Annotated in this window: 10 protein-coding genes; all 10 read left to right on the top strand. The window is 62.5% G+C overall.

The window, feature by feature from the left end:
- The first annotated feature begins 201 nt into the window (after window positions 1–201).
- The 10 genes from corA (at window position 202) to BPHYT_RS11180 (ending at window position 16112) form a co-directional block, all read left to right on the top strand.
- Window positions 202–1179 carry a magnesium/cobalt transporter CorA gene (gene corA / locus BPHYT_RS11225; RefSeq protein WP_012433261.1) on the top strand — a complete coding sequence of 326 codons (978 nt, stop codon included), beginning with the start codon at window positions 202–204 and terminating at the stop codon, window positions 1177–1179.
- Between the two features lie 361 nt (window positions 1180–1540).
- On the top strand, window positions 1541–2503 hold the full coding sequence (locus BPHYT_RS11220; RefSeq protein ID WP_012433260.1) for a sugar ABC transporter substrate-binding protein: 963 nt from the start codon (window positions 1541–1543) through the stop codon (window positions 2501–2503).
- A gap of 309 nt (window positions 2504–2812) precedes the next feature.
- Window positions 2813–4411 carry a sugar ABC transporter ATP-binding protein gene (locus BPHYT_RS11215; RefSeq protein WP_012433259.1) on the top strand — a complete coding sequence of 533 codons (1599 nt, stop codon included), beginning with the start codon at window positions 2813–2815 and terminating at the stop codon, window positions 4409–4411.
- Window positions 4408–5463, top strand: a complete 1056-nt coding sequence (locus BPHYT_RS11210) for an ABC transporter permease (protein ID WP_012433258.1) — start codon at window positions 4408–4410, stop codon at window positions 5461–5463. The genes BPHYT_RS11215 and BPHYT_RS11210 overlap by 4 nt, the downstream gene beginning before the upstream one ends.
- Window positions 5464–5630: 167 nt before the next feature.
- Window positions 5631–6671, top strand: coding sequence for a LacI family DNA-binding transcriptional regulator (locus tag BPHYT_RS11205; protein ID WP_012433257.1), 1041 nt, complete (start codon window positions 5631–5633; stop codon window positions 6669–6671).
- A 601-nt stretch (window positions 6672–7272) separates the two neighbouring features.
- Window positions 7273–9039: a methyl-accepting chemotaxis protein gene (locus BPHYT_RS11200; protein ID WP_012433256.1), complete on the top strand. Its 1767-nt coding sequence runs from the start codon at window positions 7273–7275 to the stop codon at window positions 9037–9039.
- 401 nt (window positions 9040–9440) lie between these two features.
- Window positions 9441–10202: a hydratase gene (locus BPHYT_RS11195; protein ID WP_012433255.1), complete on the top strand. Its 762-nt coding sequence runs from the start codon at window positions 9441–9443 to the stop codon at window positions 10200–10202.
- A gap of 862 nt (window positions 10203–11064) precedes the next feature.
- Window positions 11065–12987, top strand: coding sequence for a PrkA family serine protein kinase (locus BPHYT_RS11190; RefSeq protein WP_012433254.1), 1923 nt, complete (start codon window positions 11065–11067; stop codon window positions 12985–12987).
- Window positions 12988–13113: 126 nt separating this feature from the next.
- The gene (locus BPHYT_RS11185) at window positions 13114–14385 is read left to right on the top strand and encodes a YeaH/YhbH family protein (RefSeq protein ID WP_012433253.1); all 1272 of its coding nucleotides are present in this window, start codon (window positions 13114–13116) and stop codon (window positions 14383–14385) included.
- A complete protein-coding gene (locus BPHYT_RS11180; RefSeq protein WP_012433252.1) occupies window positions 14382–16112 on the top strand; it encodes a SpoVR family protein in 1731 nt (576 codons plus the stop codon). The genes BPHYT_RS11185 and BPHYT_RS11180 overlap by 4 nt, the downstream gene beginning before the upstream one ends.
- The last annotated feature ends 131 nt before the right edge of the window (window positions 16113–16243 follow it).

Below are 16243 nucleotides of genomic sequence, written 5' to 3'. Positions count from 1 at the left end.
GGAGTGTGATAGACGCAATAGAAATGCCCCGCGTGCCGGGCGTGGCGCAGCGTCGGCCGCGAGGCTTAACAATTCGATACATGGCCTTCACGCATAGCCCTTAACATGGCGGCTAACGCAAGTCCGTTCATGCAGAGCCGCCGCCAGGCTTACGTATCGTAAGCGTGTGGCCGGTCTGTTCCGTTTTCAAGGTAATCCAACATGCTGATCAATTGCGCCGCCTATCAGGACGGCCGGAAGCTGGCAGACATCGACATCGATAGCATCAGCGACTACGTGGCGCGGCCCGAGTGTTTCGTCTGGGTGGCGCTGAAGGACCCGGGCCCGGGCGAACTGGGCGTGATGAAACACGAGTTCGGCCTGCACGAACTCGCGATTGAAGATGCGCAGAACGGCCATCAGCGTCCCAAGATCGAGGAGTACGGCGAGTCGCTGTTCGCCGTGATGCACACGGTGGAAATGGACGAAGAGGGCGAACTGCTGATCGGCGAAGTCGACGTGTTCGTCGGCGACAATTACGTGCTGTCGGTGCGGCGCGGCACCCGCGCCGGCTTTCAGAACGTGCGTGCCCGCTGCGAGCGCGAGCCGCAACTGCTCAAGGAAGGCTCGGCGTTCGTGCTGTACGCGCTTGCCGACGACATCGTCGATCGCTATTTCCCGATCATCGAGGCGATGAACAGCGAGATCGAAGCGCTCGAAGACCGCATTTTCGATCGCAACAATTCGGCGGCGTCGCGCGCGATCATTCAGGATCTGTACTCGCTGAAGCGGCGCCTCGTGATCCTGCAGCACCATATCGCGCCGTTGCAGGAAGCGATCAGCAAACTGACGGGAGGCCGCATTCCGAGCATCTGCGAAGGCATGCAGGCGTACTTCCGCGATGTCTACGACCACCTCGAACGGATTGTCAGGATCATCGACGGGCGGCGCGAAATGGTCGTCACCGCCGTGCAGGTCAACCTCGGCATGATTTCGCTGGCCGAGAGCGAGGTGACCAAACGGCTCGGTTCGTTCGCGGCGCTGTTCGCGGTGCCGACCATGATCGCCGGCATCTACGGGATGAATTTCCAGAGCATTCCCGAGTTGCACTACCAGTACGGCTATCCGATCTGTCTGCTGGTCATGCTGAGCGTCGACCTCGTGCTGTACTGGCGCTTCCGGAAGGCCGGCTGGCTTTGATGCGGGCGGGGCTGCGTTGGCCGGCGTTCCCCGGCGCCGCTTCGCGCTTGCATCGCGCGCAATAAAAGTCCAGCATAGGCGGCCCGTCGGCCTGCGATCTTGCAGCCGACGGTCAATCCGCCACGCACGGACCAAGCGAGGAACCTTGCCAGACGCCACCTGCCGGCGCGCCAAAACAGCGCGCCGCTCCGATTCGACGAGGCGCACATCCGCGCCGCGCGGCGCCACGTGCCGATGCACTGCAACACCGCGCGTCGTTGACAATCAGAATAGACTGCGCTGAGAATGAGCCTCGCAAACGTTTGCGCACTAATTAAAAATAAGGCTCCGTCGCGAGCCTGACAGACTCTTGGAGATATGCATGAGCCAACGCATTCGCCGCCGCATCCTGACGGCCGCCGTCCTCGCTACCGCTACCGCCGCCTTGCCGTTGTCCTCCGCTTACGCGCAGAGCGCGCCGGCTCATAAGCCGAAGGTGGCGCTGGTGATGAAGTCGCTCGCCAACGAGTTCTTCCTCACGATGGAGACCGGCGCGAAGGACTATCAGAAGCACAACCCGTCGCAGTTCGACCTGATCACCAACGGCATCAAGGACGAGACCGATACGGCGAACCAGATCCGCATCGTCGAGCAGATGATCGTGTCGAAGGTCGACGCGATCGTGCTGGCGCCGGCCGACTCGAAGGCGCTGGTGCCGGTCGTCAAGAAAGCGGTGGACGCGGGCATCATCGTCGTGAACATCGACAACCGGCTCGACCCGGAGGTGCTCAAGTCGAAAGACCTGAACGTGCCGTTCGTCGGCCCGGATAACCGCAAGGGCGCGCAGAAGGTCGGCGACTACCTGGCGAAGAAGCTGAAGGCGGGCGACGAGGTCGGCATCATCGAAGGCGTGTCGACTACTACCAACGCGCAGCAGCGCACCGCGGGCTTCAAGGACGCGATGCAGAAGGTCGGCGCCAAGGTCGTCTCGGTGCAATCGGGTGAATGGGAAATCGACAAGGGCAACGCGGTGGCCTCGGCCATGCTCAACGAGTATCCGAACCTGAAGGCGCTCCTCGCCGGCAACGACAACATGGCGATCGGCGCGGTCTCGGCCGTGCGCGCAGCGGGCAAGCAAGGCAAGGTGCTGGTGGTCGGCTACGACAACATCAATGCGATCAAGCCGATGCTCAAGGACGGCCGCGTGCTCGCCACCGCGGATCAGTACGCTGCCAAGCAAGCGGTGTTCGGTATCGACACCGCGCTGAAGGCGCTCAGCGGACACAAGAAGCAGGCGGAACTCTCCGGCGTGGTGGAAACGCCGTGCGATCTGGTCACGAAGTAAGCATCGCCCGGTCAGTGCCGGGGTAGGTCGGGTACGCGGATTTGCGGCGCCGTTTCATGCTCCACGCTTGGCTTGCGCTCGCAAACCCGCGTCTATTCAATAAACGCTCAAGAAACCTGCCGCGCCGCCGTTAATTCCAGAGGTAAGCGTCATGACGGTGCCGCGCGACGGGAGGCTGCGTGGCTGTTAGCGCCTGCGCATTGCGCGCATTGGGCCGGCATGACACGGGGCGCGAGGGGCGCAAGGGCCGCAACTTCATTCGAGCGCATCGCATGAGGTCGCGGCTGCCGCCCCGGAACCAGGATTGCGATGGACTCAACCGATCACGACGCCGTGCCCGCCGTCCTGTCTGTCAGCGGCATCGGCAAGACCTACGCCGAACCGGTGCTCGCCGACATTTCGCTGTCGTTGCGCGCCGGCGAGGTATTGGCGCTGACGGGCGAGAACGGCGCGGGCAAGAGTACGCTGTCCAAAATCATCGGCGGGCTGGTGGAGCCGACCGCCGGCACGATGCAACTCGGCGGCGTGCCGTATGCGCCGGCGAGCCGCACTCAGGCCGAGGCGCTCGGCGTGCGCATGGTGATGCAGGAACTGAATCTGCTTCCGACCTTGTCGGTGGCCGAAAATCTGTTCCTGAACCGCTTGCCGCGGGCCGGCGCGTTCAGCTTCGGCTGGATCGACCGGCGCAAGCTGCGCGAAGACGCGCGCCAGGCGATGGCGCAGGTCGGGCTCGACGCGATCGATCCGGACACGCTGGTCGGCGAGCTCGGCATCGGCCATCAGCAGATGGTGGAAATCGCGCGCAATCTGATCGACGACTGCCGCGTGCTGATCCTCGACGAGCCGACCGCGATGCTGACCGCGCGCGAAGTCGATCTGCTGTTCGAACAGATCGACCGGCTGAAGGCGCGCGGCGTGGCACTCGTCTACATCTCGCACCGGCTCGAAGAACTTGCGCGGGTGGCCGAGCAGATCGCGGTGCTGCGCGACGGCAGGCTGGTGCATGTCGACGCGATGGCCAACCTGACCAGCGACGAAATCGTCACATGGATGGTCGGCCGGGAACTCGGCGAGCGGATCGATCTGGGGGTGCGCAACATCGGCGCGCCGCTGTTGAAAGTGGACCGGCTCACGCGCGGCAAGGTGGTCCGCGAGGTGTCGTTCGAAGTGCGCGCGGGGGAAATTTTCGGCATCAGCGGCCTGATCGGCGCGGGCCGCACGGAGTTGATGCGGCTGATCTACGGCGCGGATCCGAAGGATAGCGGCACCGTTTCGCTGGCGGCAACGCCGGGCGCGCCACCCACGCCGGTGCAAATCGCTTCGCCTTCGGACGCGGTGCGCGCGGGCATCGCGCTCATCACCGAGGACCGTAAAGGCGAAGGCTTGCTGCTGCCGCAGCCGATCGCGGCCAACGTGTCGCTGGGCAATATCGGCAGCGTAGCGCGGCACGGCATCGTCGACGCGAAGCGGGAGAACGCGCTGGCGCAGACGCAGATCGCGGCGATGCGAATCCGTACGTCGGGGCCGGGGCAGATTGTCGGCGAACTGTCGGGCGGCAACCAGCAGAAGGTGGTGATCGGCCGCTGGCTGGCGCGCGATTGCCGTGTGCTGTTATTCGACGAACCCACGCGCGGCATCGACGTCGGCGCGAAGTTCGATATTTATGGCCTGATGGGTGCGCTGGCCCGTGAAGGGCGCGCGCTCGTCGTGGTGTCGAGCGACCTGCGTGAGCTTATGCTGATCTGCGACCGGATCGGCGTGATGTCCGCGGGCAGTATGACGGGTGTGTTCGAGCGCGATAACTGGTCGCAGGATGCGTTGCTGGCCGCGGCTTTTGCCGGTTATCGCAGCCGCGAAGCGTTGCTGCACGCCGCCCCCGACACCAGCGAAGCAGGGAGTGCGTCATGAACGATCAACCGTTGCGGGAAGCGTCGGGCGACAAGCCGGGTACGGCGGGCGGCACGGGCAGCGTGACACCGCCGGCCGATCCGTCGGCGCCGCTCGCGAGCGGCAAACCGGCCGGCACGCGGCTGGGCTTTTCGAATTACCTGGGGCTTGCCGGCGCGTTGCTCGGGATGATCGTGCTGTTCTCGCTGCTGAGTTCGCACTTTCTGACCTACGACACGTTCAGCACGATCGCCAACCAGATTCCGGATCTGGTGGTGATGTCGGTGGGGATGACCTTCGTGCTGATCATCGCCGGGATCGATCTGTCGGTGGGATCGGTGCTGGCGCTGGGCGCGTCGGTGGTCAGCGTGGCGGCGCTGAAGTGGGGCTGGGGGCCGTTGCCGTCGGCCGTGCTCGGCGTCGCCGCGGCGGCGTTGACCGGCACCATCACCGGCGCGGTGACGGTGGGCTGGCGGATTCCGTCGTTCATCGTCTCGCTCGGCGTGCTGGAAGCAGCGCGCGGCATGGCGTATCAGATGACGAATTCGCGCACCGCCTATATCGGCGACGCGTTCGACTTCCTGTCGAACCCGATCGCGCTCGGCATCTCGCCGGCGTTCCTGATCGCGGTGGCGGTGATGGTCATCGCGCAACTGGTGCTCACGCGCACGGTGTTCGGCCGCTATCTGGTCGGCATCGGCACCAACGAGGAAGCGGTGCGGCTCGCGGGCGTCAACCCGCGGCCGTACAAGGTGATCGTGTTCGCGCTGATGGGCGCGCTCTCGGGGCTGGCCGCGCTGTTCCAGATTTCGCGTCTGGAAGCGGCCGATCCGAATGCGGGCCAAGGCGTGGAACTGCAGGTGATCGCGGCCGTGGTGATCGGCGGCACGAGCCTGATGGGCGGGCGCGGCTCGGTGATCAGCACTTTTTTCGGCGTGTTGATTATTTCCGTGCTGGCGGCCGGCCTCGCGCAGATCGGCGCGAACGAGCCGACCAAGCGGATGATCACCGGCGCGGTGATCGTGGTGGCGGTGGTGCTGGATACGTATCGCAGCCGCCGCAAGCGGGCCTGACCGGTGACGGTCACCGTCAGCCGGCAAAGTAACGCAAGCGGGGCGGTCAGCGCGTCGTGAGCGGTAAAGCGTAAGAATTCATGGATTGGGTCGGTCTTCGATGAGACGTCCGGTGGGTCGCCAGGTGGCGCGGCCGGCGGGTAAAACAGGCGGGAGAGCAACAGGTTATGGCGACGATCAAGGATGTAGCGGCTGCGGCAGGCGTGTCGTTCACGACGGTATCGCACGTGGTGAACAACTCGCGGCCGGTGTCGGCGGACGTGCGCGCGAAGGTCGAGCACGCGATCCGTCAGCTCCACTATGTTCCGTCGGCGGTGGCCCGCTCGCTGAAGGCGCGGGCCACGGCGACCATCGGGCTGGTCGTGCCGAACGCCACGAACCCGTACTTCGCGGAACTGGCGCGCGGCATCGAGGACGGTTGTTCGCGCAACGGCTACTGCGTCTTCTTCTGCAATTCCGACGACGATCCGGCCAAGCAGCGTAACTACCTGCGCGTGCTGCAGGAAAAGCGCATCGACGGTCTGATCGTCGCGTCCGCCGGCGACGACGCCGTGCTCGCGCAGACGCTCGCCGACTCGCACGAGCCGCTGGTCATTCTCGATCGCAACATCGAAGGGCTGAACGCGGATCTGGTGCAGATCGACCACGAGAAGGGCGGCTATCTGGCGACCCGGCATCTGCTCGAACTGGGGCATGTAAGGATCGGCTGCATCACCGGGCCGATTCAGACGGCGGTCAGCGCGATGCGCGTGCACGGCTTTATCCGCGCGATGACGGAGCGCGGCATCGAGATTCCGCCCGACGCGATCGTGGAAAGCGATTTTTCGGGCACCGGCGGCCACCGCGCGGCCGCGCAACTGTTCGACACGATCAGGCCAACGGCGATTTTTGCTGGCAACGACATGATGGGCATCGGCGCGCTGCGGGCCGCCGCGGAACGTAATATCAGCGTGCCGCGCGACTGCTCGATCATCGGTTTCGACGATATCGAACTGGGGCGTTTCACCTATCCGGCGCTCTCGACGGTCGGGCAATCCGTGCGCGCGCTCGGCGATATGGCCGCGCAGACGCTGATCGAGCGGATTGCCGGGACCTCGTCGGGCACGCCACGCGCGCCGGGCCGCCGGCGCGTGGTGTCGCCGCGGCTGATCGTGCGCGAATCCACCGCCACCTGGGCCGGCGCGGCCAAGCGCGATCTGGCCGCCTGACTGGATGCGATGTGATGCGCGGATTTGAAACGCGCATTTGTGGCTAGCGGAGCGGTTGCTCGCGCAAGGCCATTCTTTGGGCGCAACGCGTCGCCTTCGATTTTCACCCGCAGCGCGGGCCGCTGAACACGTCGGCGACCCCGAAGCGCTGTTCAATACAGCGCTGGAATGGCGCGCGTAATCCCGGCGCTGAACCGTATTTCGGCGCTTGCTCTTGCTGAGCCATGAAAGCGATAAGCCGGCCGGATTCAGCCTTGCGGCGCTCCCTATCGTCCCGCGGAATCCAGACCTGCGACTAAATGCCGTCAGCACACCGCCAACCGCCGCATCGGCATGGCGTCTCTCTCGGCCGACCCTTGGCCATAGCCGCTCCCCGCTCCGCATCAACGGCCTGCGCATCCCACTTCGTCAGCAATTTGTAATTTATTCCGTTGCTTACCGCGTCTTTCCTCATACCATATAAATCCTTCAAGTACGCAGTCGCTCTGCCGTAAACAAAACTATTAGAGCGCGCCGTCAAAAACGCGCCATGACGCAGACGCCACACGCCAAACCGCGCTGCGGACGCAGCCTCTCATTTTGTCAAAGCACAGGAACAAGCATGTTGAACAAGGGCATTACGATCAAGGCGCGGATTGGCCTCACGATGGCTTTTCTCGCCGCGCTGCTCGTCGCCATCGGCGTATTCGGTCTGTTCGGCATGAGCCGTTCGAACGACGCCTATAAGGACACGTTCACCAACGCCATGCCGAGTGCGGTCGATATCGGCAACGCCGAGCTTTTCGCCGCGCGCGAGCGCCTCGCGCTCGATCGCGCGGCGTTCATGATCGGCACGCCGGAAGTGGCGGCGACGCTCGAGCGCGCGCGCGGCATGCGCGCCACGTCCGACATGTGGTGGAAGAAGTACATGGACATGTCGCGCGAGCCGGACGAAGACCGCCTTGCGCAGGACGTCGTTTCCAAACGTGAGGCGCTGCATCAGCAGATGGACGCCTTCGCGACGATCGTCGCCGCGAGCGACTCGCCCAAACTGGTCGACGGCGCCAAGCGTTTGCAAGTCGCCTACAACGACCTCGCCAATTCCGACGACGTGTTGCGCAAATACCAGTTCACGTCGGCGAGAGAGGGCTACGACTCCGCGCAAAGCAGCTTCGGCGTGTTTCGCATGGTCAGCATGAGCGCCTTGCTGATCGGCGTGCTGGCGGCGGTGATCTCGTACCTGACCTTAAGCCGCGCGATCGCCCGGCCGCTCGATGCCGCCCTCGGCCATTTCGACGCGATTGCGGCGGGCGATCTGCGCCGCCCGGTCGTCGTGACTTCGCGCGACGAAATGGGGCAGTTGCTCGACGGCATCGCCAAAATGCAGCGCAGTCTCACCGAAACGGTGCGTACCGTGCGTAGCGGCAGCGAATCGATTGCGACGGCCACGCGTCAGATCGCGGCCGGCAATATCGACCTGTCCTCGCGTACCGAAGAGCAGGCGTCGGCGCTGCAGGAAACCGCGTCGAGCATGGAAGAGCTGACCGGCACGGTCAAGCAGAACGCCGACAACGCCCGCCAGGCGAGTTCGCTGGCGGCCAATGCGTCGGAGATCGCCAACAAGGGCAGCGCGGTGGTCGGCCAGGTGGTCGGCACGATGGGCGACATCAATCAAAGCTCGGCCAAGATCGCCGACATTATTTCGATCATCGAAGGGATTGCGTTCCAGACCAACATCCTCGCCCTGAATGCGGCCGTGGAAGCGGCGCGGGCCGGTGAGGAAGGGCGCGGTTTCGCGGTCGTGGCCGGTGAAGTGCGCAGTCTCGCGCAGCGTTCGTCGGCGGCGGCGAAGGAAATCAAGGAACTGATCGACACCTCGGTGGAGCGCGTGCAGTCGGGCTCGGCGCTGGTCGACGAAGCCGGCCGCACCATGACCGAGATCATCGGCGCAGTGCAGCGCGTGACCGACATCATGGGCGAAATCGCCGCGGCTTCGGAGGAGCAGAGCAGCGGGATCGATCAGGTGGCGCGCGCCGTCACGCAAATGGACGAAGTCACGCAGCAGAACGCGGCACTGGTCGAAGAAGCGGCGGCCGCGGCGTCGTCGCTCGAAGATCAGGCCGGCAAACTGCGTACCGCGGTGGCCGTGTTCCACCTCGAAGAAAGCGGTTACAAGGCGCCCGTCAGTACGCCGCCGAAGCGCGCATCGACGCCGCTGCGTTCGGTGGTCGCGCGCAAGGTCTCGCACACTCGCGCCGCGCAGCCCGCGCCGCACGCCGCGGTCGCGACGAACGCGCCGGCGGCGGCACAGCCCGCCGCCGCGACGACACGCGCGCCTGCTAAAGCGACCGCCAGCGCGGGCGGCGATCAGGATTGGGAAACGTTCTGAGCGCAAGGCACGCGCAACATTCATTCCCGGCGCCGCAGCCAATCCCATTAGATGGGTAGGCGCTGTGAAAGAGCACGCTGCCTCGCTTCAAAAGACCGCGATTGCACAGACATTCGCGGTCTTTTTTTATGGCGTGCGCATTAAGTAACGTTTGCGCCGTCAGTCGGCGCCCTGGCGAGCGCCATGATCCGGTACATTGACGGACGCACCGAAGCAACTGTGCCTGGTGAACGCTGCCCGGCATGGTGTGCGGCAAGCGCCGTTGGCCCCTTGGCCCGCGCGTGTGCCTGCGCCGCCTTTGAGCGCTGCAATGCCTAGCCCAACGCATGGCCCGACGTGTGGTCACCCCCCACCAGCACGCCACAACCAACCGCTCAATGCGCCAGCCACAAAGGACCGACATGACGCCATACGACCTCGCGAACCGCCTCGTCGAAGCACGCCGGCAGCATCGCCCGATCGACGCGCCCGCACCCGACTGCCTGCCGCCCGATGCGGCAACCGCTTACGCGATCCAGCAGGCGGTCATCGCAGGTCTCGGCGACTCGACCGGCGCCTGGAAGATCGGCGCCAAAGCGCCGGGCGGCGCTGCCGCGGGCGCGCCGATTCCGGCCTCGCTGGTGTTTCGATCGCCGGCGCGCGTCGCGCATGACGGCTTCTTCAGGGTGCTGGTCGAACTGGAAATCGCCTTCCGTTTCGCCGAGGCCATCGAACCGCGCGGCCGGGCCTATGCGCGCGACGAGGTGCTCTCCAAGGTCGGCGTCGTCTTGCCGGCCATCGAGATCGTCGATAGCCGCTTCGCCGAGTGGCCGAACGTCGCGCCGCTCGCGCAACTCGCCGACGCCCAGAACAACGGTGCATTGATCACAGGGCAGCCGGTCGCTTATGCCGGGCTCGCGCGCGGCTTCGACTTCGTGTCGCCGGAACTGGAACTGAGCTTCGACGGCGCTTCGCTACTGCCGGAAGCCACCGGTAATCCGGCCGGCGACCCGCGCGAACTGCTGGTGTGGTTCGTCAACCATTGCGCCGCCATGGGCATTACGATCGAACCCGAATGGACTATTACCACCGGTTCGTATGTCGGCGCGCACAGGCTGGACCAGGCGGGCGTCGTGCGCGGGCACATCGACGGCCTTGGGGAAGTGGAGATTGAACTGACCTGAAAAGGCGCGCGTGTAACAACACGCTTGTAACGACCGGCTTGTAACAACACCGCTTGTAACAACACATTACGAAGCTTCATCAAGACGGCTGCCTGCGGGTGGCCGTTTTACATTCCGTGCATCTGTGACTGCGGCTTCACCGTATACACCTATTGAAGCGACACATGGTGAGGTCGTCATCCCGTTATACACGCGGCTAACCATGCTCACGGCGCGGTTAATGCGCACACGTCCCGCACGGCGATCCATGACCCGCATGTAAATGACGCGGAACAAAACCGTTCATGAGTTGACGAACCGCATGGAGCTGCACGGACTTTGCTTAAGCGTGAGACGGCGTGAGGGACACACATGACGCGTTCATGAACATGTAACAGGCCTGTGTCGCTGTAGACCGAACGCTCGTGTCGTGCGTTGAGGAGAAAGCACCCGGACACAGAAAGCGTGTAGACGTCCGCGCTTTTAGCAACAAAGTGTGCGTGTGCAGACATGCCGTCCGGTATTGCAGTGGGATCGTTCGATGAACGTAATGGCTGGTGCAAGAGAGTATTGAGGAGTATCGCGAAGTAATGCGGGACACTTCGATGAGCATCGAGCAGCATTGCAGAAGAGTGCTGACGAGGCTGCGGGGCAGTAGAAGGGCAGCGAGGTGTGACCACAATCGCTACGGTATGAGCGCAAGATTGTAGGTGGTCGAAACTTTGTTTCCAAGTGAGGAATTGTTGGGGGGCGAATACGGCGCGATTTTCGCAACGTAGTTCGTGAAAAAAAATTTAAAAGGGTTTAGGATGAATTCGAGCGATGTCGTTTCCGAATAGCGCGCCGCGCACGACATCGGTCTAGACTTCGGCGAGGAGGTAGCATGGATATCTACAGCAGTTTCGCGACCCGCTTCGAGAAAACGCGAGAAGATGAGCTCTCGCTCGAGGAGTATCTCGCGCTCTGCAAAGACAATCCCGCCGCGTACGCCACGGCTGGCGAACGCATGTTGACGGCGATCGGGGAGCCGGAACAGATCGACACTCGTAACGATCCGCGCATGTCGCGCATCTTCGCGAACAAGGTCATCAAGGTATACCCCGCATTCCGTGAGTTCTACGGAATGGAGGAGGTGATCGAGCAGGTGGTCGCCTACTTCCGCCACTCGGCCCAGGGGCTCGAAGAAAAGAAGCAGATCCTGTATCTGTTGGGCCCGGTCGGCGGCGGTAAATCATCAATCGCGGAACGTCTCAAGCAGCTCATGGAACGCGTGCCGTTCTATTCGATCAAGGGCTCGCCCGTGAACGAGTCGCCTCTCGGTCTGTTCGACTACGAGGAAGATGGCCCGATTCTCGAAGAACAATATGGCATTCCACGCCGCTACCTGAAAAGCATTCTTAGCCCGTGGGCGGTCAAGCGCCTGCACGAATTCAATGGCGACATCCGCAAGTTCCGCGTGGTGCGCCGCTACCCGTCGATCCTTCGCCAGATCGGTATCGCCAAGACCGAGCCGGGCGACGAAAACAATCAGGACATTTCGTCGCTGGTCGGTAAGGTCGACATCCGCAAGCTCGAACAGTACGCACAAGACGACGCGGACGCATACAGCTACTCCGGTGGCTTGTGTCTCGCCAATCAGGGCCTGCTCGAGTTCGTCGAAATGTTCAAGGCGCCGATCAAGGTGCTGCACCCACTGCTTACCGCCACCCAGGAAGGCAACTTCAAGGGCACGGAAGGCTTCGGTGCGATCCCGTTCGACGGCGTGATTCTGGCTCACTCGAACGAGTCCGAATGGAAGGCGTTCCGTAACAACCGCAACAACGAAGCACTGCTCGACCGGATCTTCGTGGTGAAGGTGCCGTACTGCCTGCGCTACGGTGAAGAGATCAAGATTTACGAGAAGCTGCTGCGTAACTCGTCGCTGGCCAATGCGGTGTGCGCGCCGGGCACCTTGAAGATGATGGCGCAGATGTCCGTGCTGACTCGGTTGCAGGAGCCGGAGAATTCGAGCCTGTTTTCGAAGATGCAGGTGTACGACGGCGAGAATCTGAAGGACACCGATCCGAAGGCCAAGTCGTATCAGGAGTACCGTGATTTCGCGGGCGTGGATGAAGGGATGACCGGCGTGTCGACCCGTTTCGCGTTCAAGATCCTCTCACGCGTGTTCAACTTCGACTCGACCGAAGTCGCGGCCAATCCGGTGCATCTGATGTACGTGCTCGAACAGCAGATCGAACGCGAGCAGTTCCCACCGGAAACCGAGCAGAAGTATCTGTCGTTCATTAAAGACGTGCTCGCCTCGCGCTACGCGGAATTCATCGGCAAGGAGATTCAGACCGCGTATCTGGAGTCGTATTCCGAGTACGGTCAGAACATCTTCGATCGTTATGTGACGTACGCTGACTTCTGGATTCAGGATCAGGAGTTCCGCGACCACGACACAGGCGAGAGTTTCGACCGCGCGGCGCTGAACGCCGAACTGGAGAAGATCGAGAAACCGGCGGGTATCAGCAACCCGAAGGACTTCCGCAACGAGATCGTGAACTTCGTGCTGCGTGCGCGTGCTGCCAATGGCGGGAAGAATCCGGCATGGGTCAGCTACGAGAAGCTGCGCGTCGTGATCGAAAAGAAGATGTTCTCGAACACGGAGGAACTGCTGCCGGTGATTTCGTTCAACGCCAAGGGCTCGGCGGAGGAACAACGCAAGCACGAAGACTTCGTCAATCGCATGGTGACGAAGGGCTATACGCCGAAGCAGGTGCGCTTGCTGTGTGACTGGTATCTGCGCGTGCGCAAGTCGTCATGATGCGTATTGCGTGCCGCCCGCGCGGTCCGACCGCGCGGGCACCCTGCGAGGCGCAAGCTGCATGGACATAGCGTTGCCTTGGGCAGCTACGTCTCGCAAACGCGATATTACAGCGGGAGACCGGGCGTGCTTCATCAAATTATCGACCGCAGGTTAGCAGGCAAGAACAAAAGCATTGCGAATCGCGAACGTTTTTTGCGTCGCGTTAAGAACTATATTCGTCGCGCCGTTTCGGAAGCCGTGCGCGACCGCAGCATCAAGGACATTCAGAACACCCAGAGCATCACCATCCCGCGCAAGGACATTGCCGAACCGTCGTTCCGACATGGCCCCGGCGGCAAGCGGGAAATGGTGCATCCGGGCAATTCCGACTACATCCGCGGCGACAAGATCCAGCGCCCGCAAGGGGGCGGCGGCGGAGGCGGGGGCAATCAGGCCAGCAACGAAGGCGAGGGTCAGGACGACTTCGTGTTCGAGCTGAGCCGCGAAGAATTCATGCAGTATTTCTTCGACGATCTCGAACTGCCGCGTCTCGTCAAAACCCATCTGCTTGCCGTGCCGACGTGGAAAAGCATCCGCGCGGGCTGGGCTGCCGAAGGCACGCCGAACAACATCGACGTGGTGCGTTCGCTGCGCAGCGCGCTCGGCCGCCGTATCGCGCTCGGTGCGCCGCTCGTCAACCAGCTGCACGAGATGGAACGGCAACTGGAGGTCATGAAAGCCGATCCCGACGATCGTCGCGAAGAGATCAAGCTGCTCGAAGAGGAGATTCACCATTTGCGCGGCCGCATCTGGCGGATTCCGTTCATCGATCCGTTCGATCTGCGCTACGTGAATCGCGTGAAACAGCCCACGCCTTCCAGTCAGGCCGTGATGTTCTGTCTGATGGATGTGTCCGGTTCCATGGACGAGCAGCGCAAGGACCTCGCCAAGCGGTTCTTCATCCTGCTGTATCTGTTCCTCAAGCGAAACTACGAGAAGATCGAAGTGGTGTTCATTCGTCACCACACGCGCGCCGAAGAGGTCGACGAAGACACGTTCTTCCATTCGACCGAAAGCGGCGGCACGGTGGTGTCGAGCGCGCTTGAGCTGATGCAGAAGGTGATGGACGAGCGTTATTCGCCGACTGAATGGAATATTTACGGCGCTCAGGCGTCGGACGGCGACAACTGGACCGACGACTCGCCGAAGTGCCGCAAGATACTCTCGGATGACATCCTGGAGAAGGTGCGCTATTTTGCGTATATTCAGGTGACGCCGGAAGAACAGAATCTGTGGCTGGAGTATGCGCAGCTGGCCTTGAGCCAGCCGCACATGGCGATGAAGAAAGTCGAGACCGCGGCCGACATTTATCCGGTGTTTCGCGAGTTGTTCGAAAAGCAGGCGGCGAATTCATGACGAACGAGCACCTGCACAACGAAGCGCGCGGCGAGCCGGAGAACGGCGCGCCGGAGCGCGGGAAAGGCGTGCCGCAGCAGCAACAGTCGGGGCATGCCGAGGCAAGGGCGGACGATACCGGAACCGCCGCAGCCGGAGCAGTCCACACCGCTGCAGCACGGGGACACACCGGAACGCCCACTCAGGGGCAAAGGGAAGTCCGTATGAACGTAGCCGATAGACGGCCTCTGCCGTGCCCGTCCGACTGGACCTTCGAATTGATCGAAGAGTACGACTCGCATATTGCCCGTGTTGCAGAGCAATATGAACTCGACGTGTATCCGATCCAGCTCGAACTCATCAGCGCCGAACAGATGATGGATGCGTACGCGTCCGTCGGTATGCCGGTGAACTACCGTCACTGGTCGTTCGGCAAACACTTTCTCTCCACCGAAAAAAGCTACCGTCGCGGGCAGATGGGGCTGGCGTACGAGATCGTCATCAATTCGAACCCCTGCATCGCGTATCTGATGGAAGAGAACACGATGACGATGCAGGCGCTCGTCATCGCCCATGCGGCCTACGGCCACAACTCGTTCTTCAAGGGCAACTATCTGTTCCGGCTGTGGACGGATGCGCACGCGATCATCGACTACCTCGTGTACGCGAAGAATTACATCGCGGAGTGCGAGGAGCGTTTCGGGCTCGACCGGGTCGAGGAACTGCTCGATTCCTGCCACGCGTTGATGAACTATGGCGTGGACCGTTACAAGCGTCCGCAGAAGCTGTCGCTGCAAAAGGAGTTTGCAGCGCGCCGTGAACGCGAGGCCTATCTGCAGTCGCAGGTGAACGAATTGTGGCGCACCTTGCCGACCCGGCATACGCCGTTGCCGGAGGAAGTCGAGGAGCGCTATCCGCCGGAGCCGCAGGAAAATCTGCTGTATTTCGCGGAGAAAAACGCGCCGCTGCTGGAGCCGTGGGAGCGGGAAGTGATCCGCATCGTGCGCAAGGTCGGCCAGTATTTCTATCCGCAACGGCAGACCCAGGTGATGAACGAGGGCTGGGCGACCTTCTGGCACTACACCTTGCTCAACACCATGTACAACCAGGGCAAGCTGGAAGACGGCTTCATGATGGAGTTTCTCCATTCGCACAGCAACGTGGTCTATCAGCCGCCGGTCACGAAGCCGTACTACAGCGGCATCAATCCGTACGCGCTCGGTTTTTCGATGATGAGCGACATTCGCCGCATCTGCGAAACGCCCACGGAAGAAGACCGCAAGTGGTTCCCGGAACTGGCGGGCAGTCCGTGGCTCCCGGCCATGCACTACGCGATGCGCAACTTCAAGGACGAGAGTTTCGTCGCGCAGTATCTGTCGCCGCATCTGATCCGCGAAATGCGCCTCTTCTCGGTGCTCGACGACGACATGCGCGACGCGCTCGAAGTCTCGGCGATTCACGACGACAGCGGCTATCAGTACGTGCGTCAGGCGTTGTCGCGGCAGTACGACATGCATCACCGCGAGCCGAACATTCAGGTGTGGGCGGTGAATACGCGTGGCGACCGGAGTTTGACGCTACGGCACTTCATGAGCGACAACCGGCATCTCTCCGGCGATAGCGACGAAGTGCTCAAGCACATGGCGCGGCTGTGGCAGTTCGACGTGTATCTGGAAAGCGTCGATGAGAACGGCACGGTTCGCAAGCGCTACGAGTGCCGCTATGTGCCGCCTGCAGTGAGAGTGTGACCGGCGCATTGCAGCAGGACGCGCTATATACGGCGCCATATACGGTGCGATAGACGAAAGCCAGCTCCTATCTCGAGCTGGCTTTTTCTTATATGCGATGCAGCAGATTCAGACACGAGCGCGGCTGCGCG

Source organism: Paraburkholderia phytofirmans PsJN, assembly GCF_000020125.1.
Lineage (GTDB): Bacteria > Pseudomonadota > Gammaproteobacteria > Burkholderiales > Burkholderiaceae > Paraburkholderia > Paraburkholderia phytofirmans.
Note: the sequence above shows the minus strand (reverse complement) of the source record. Positions and strands in the feature narration are given on the sequence as shown.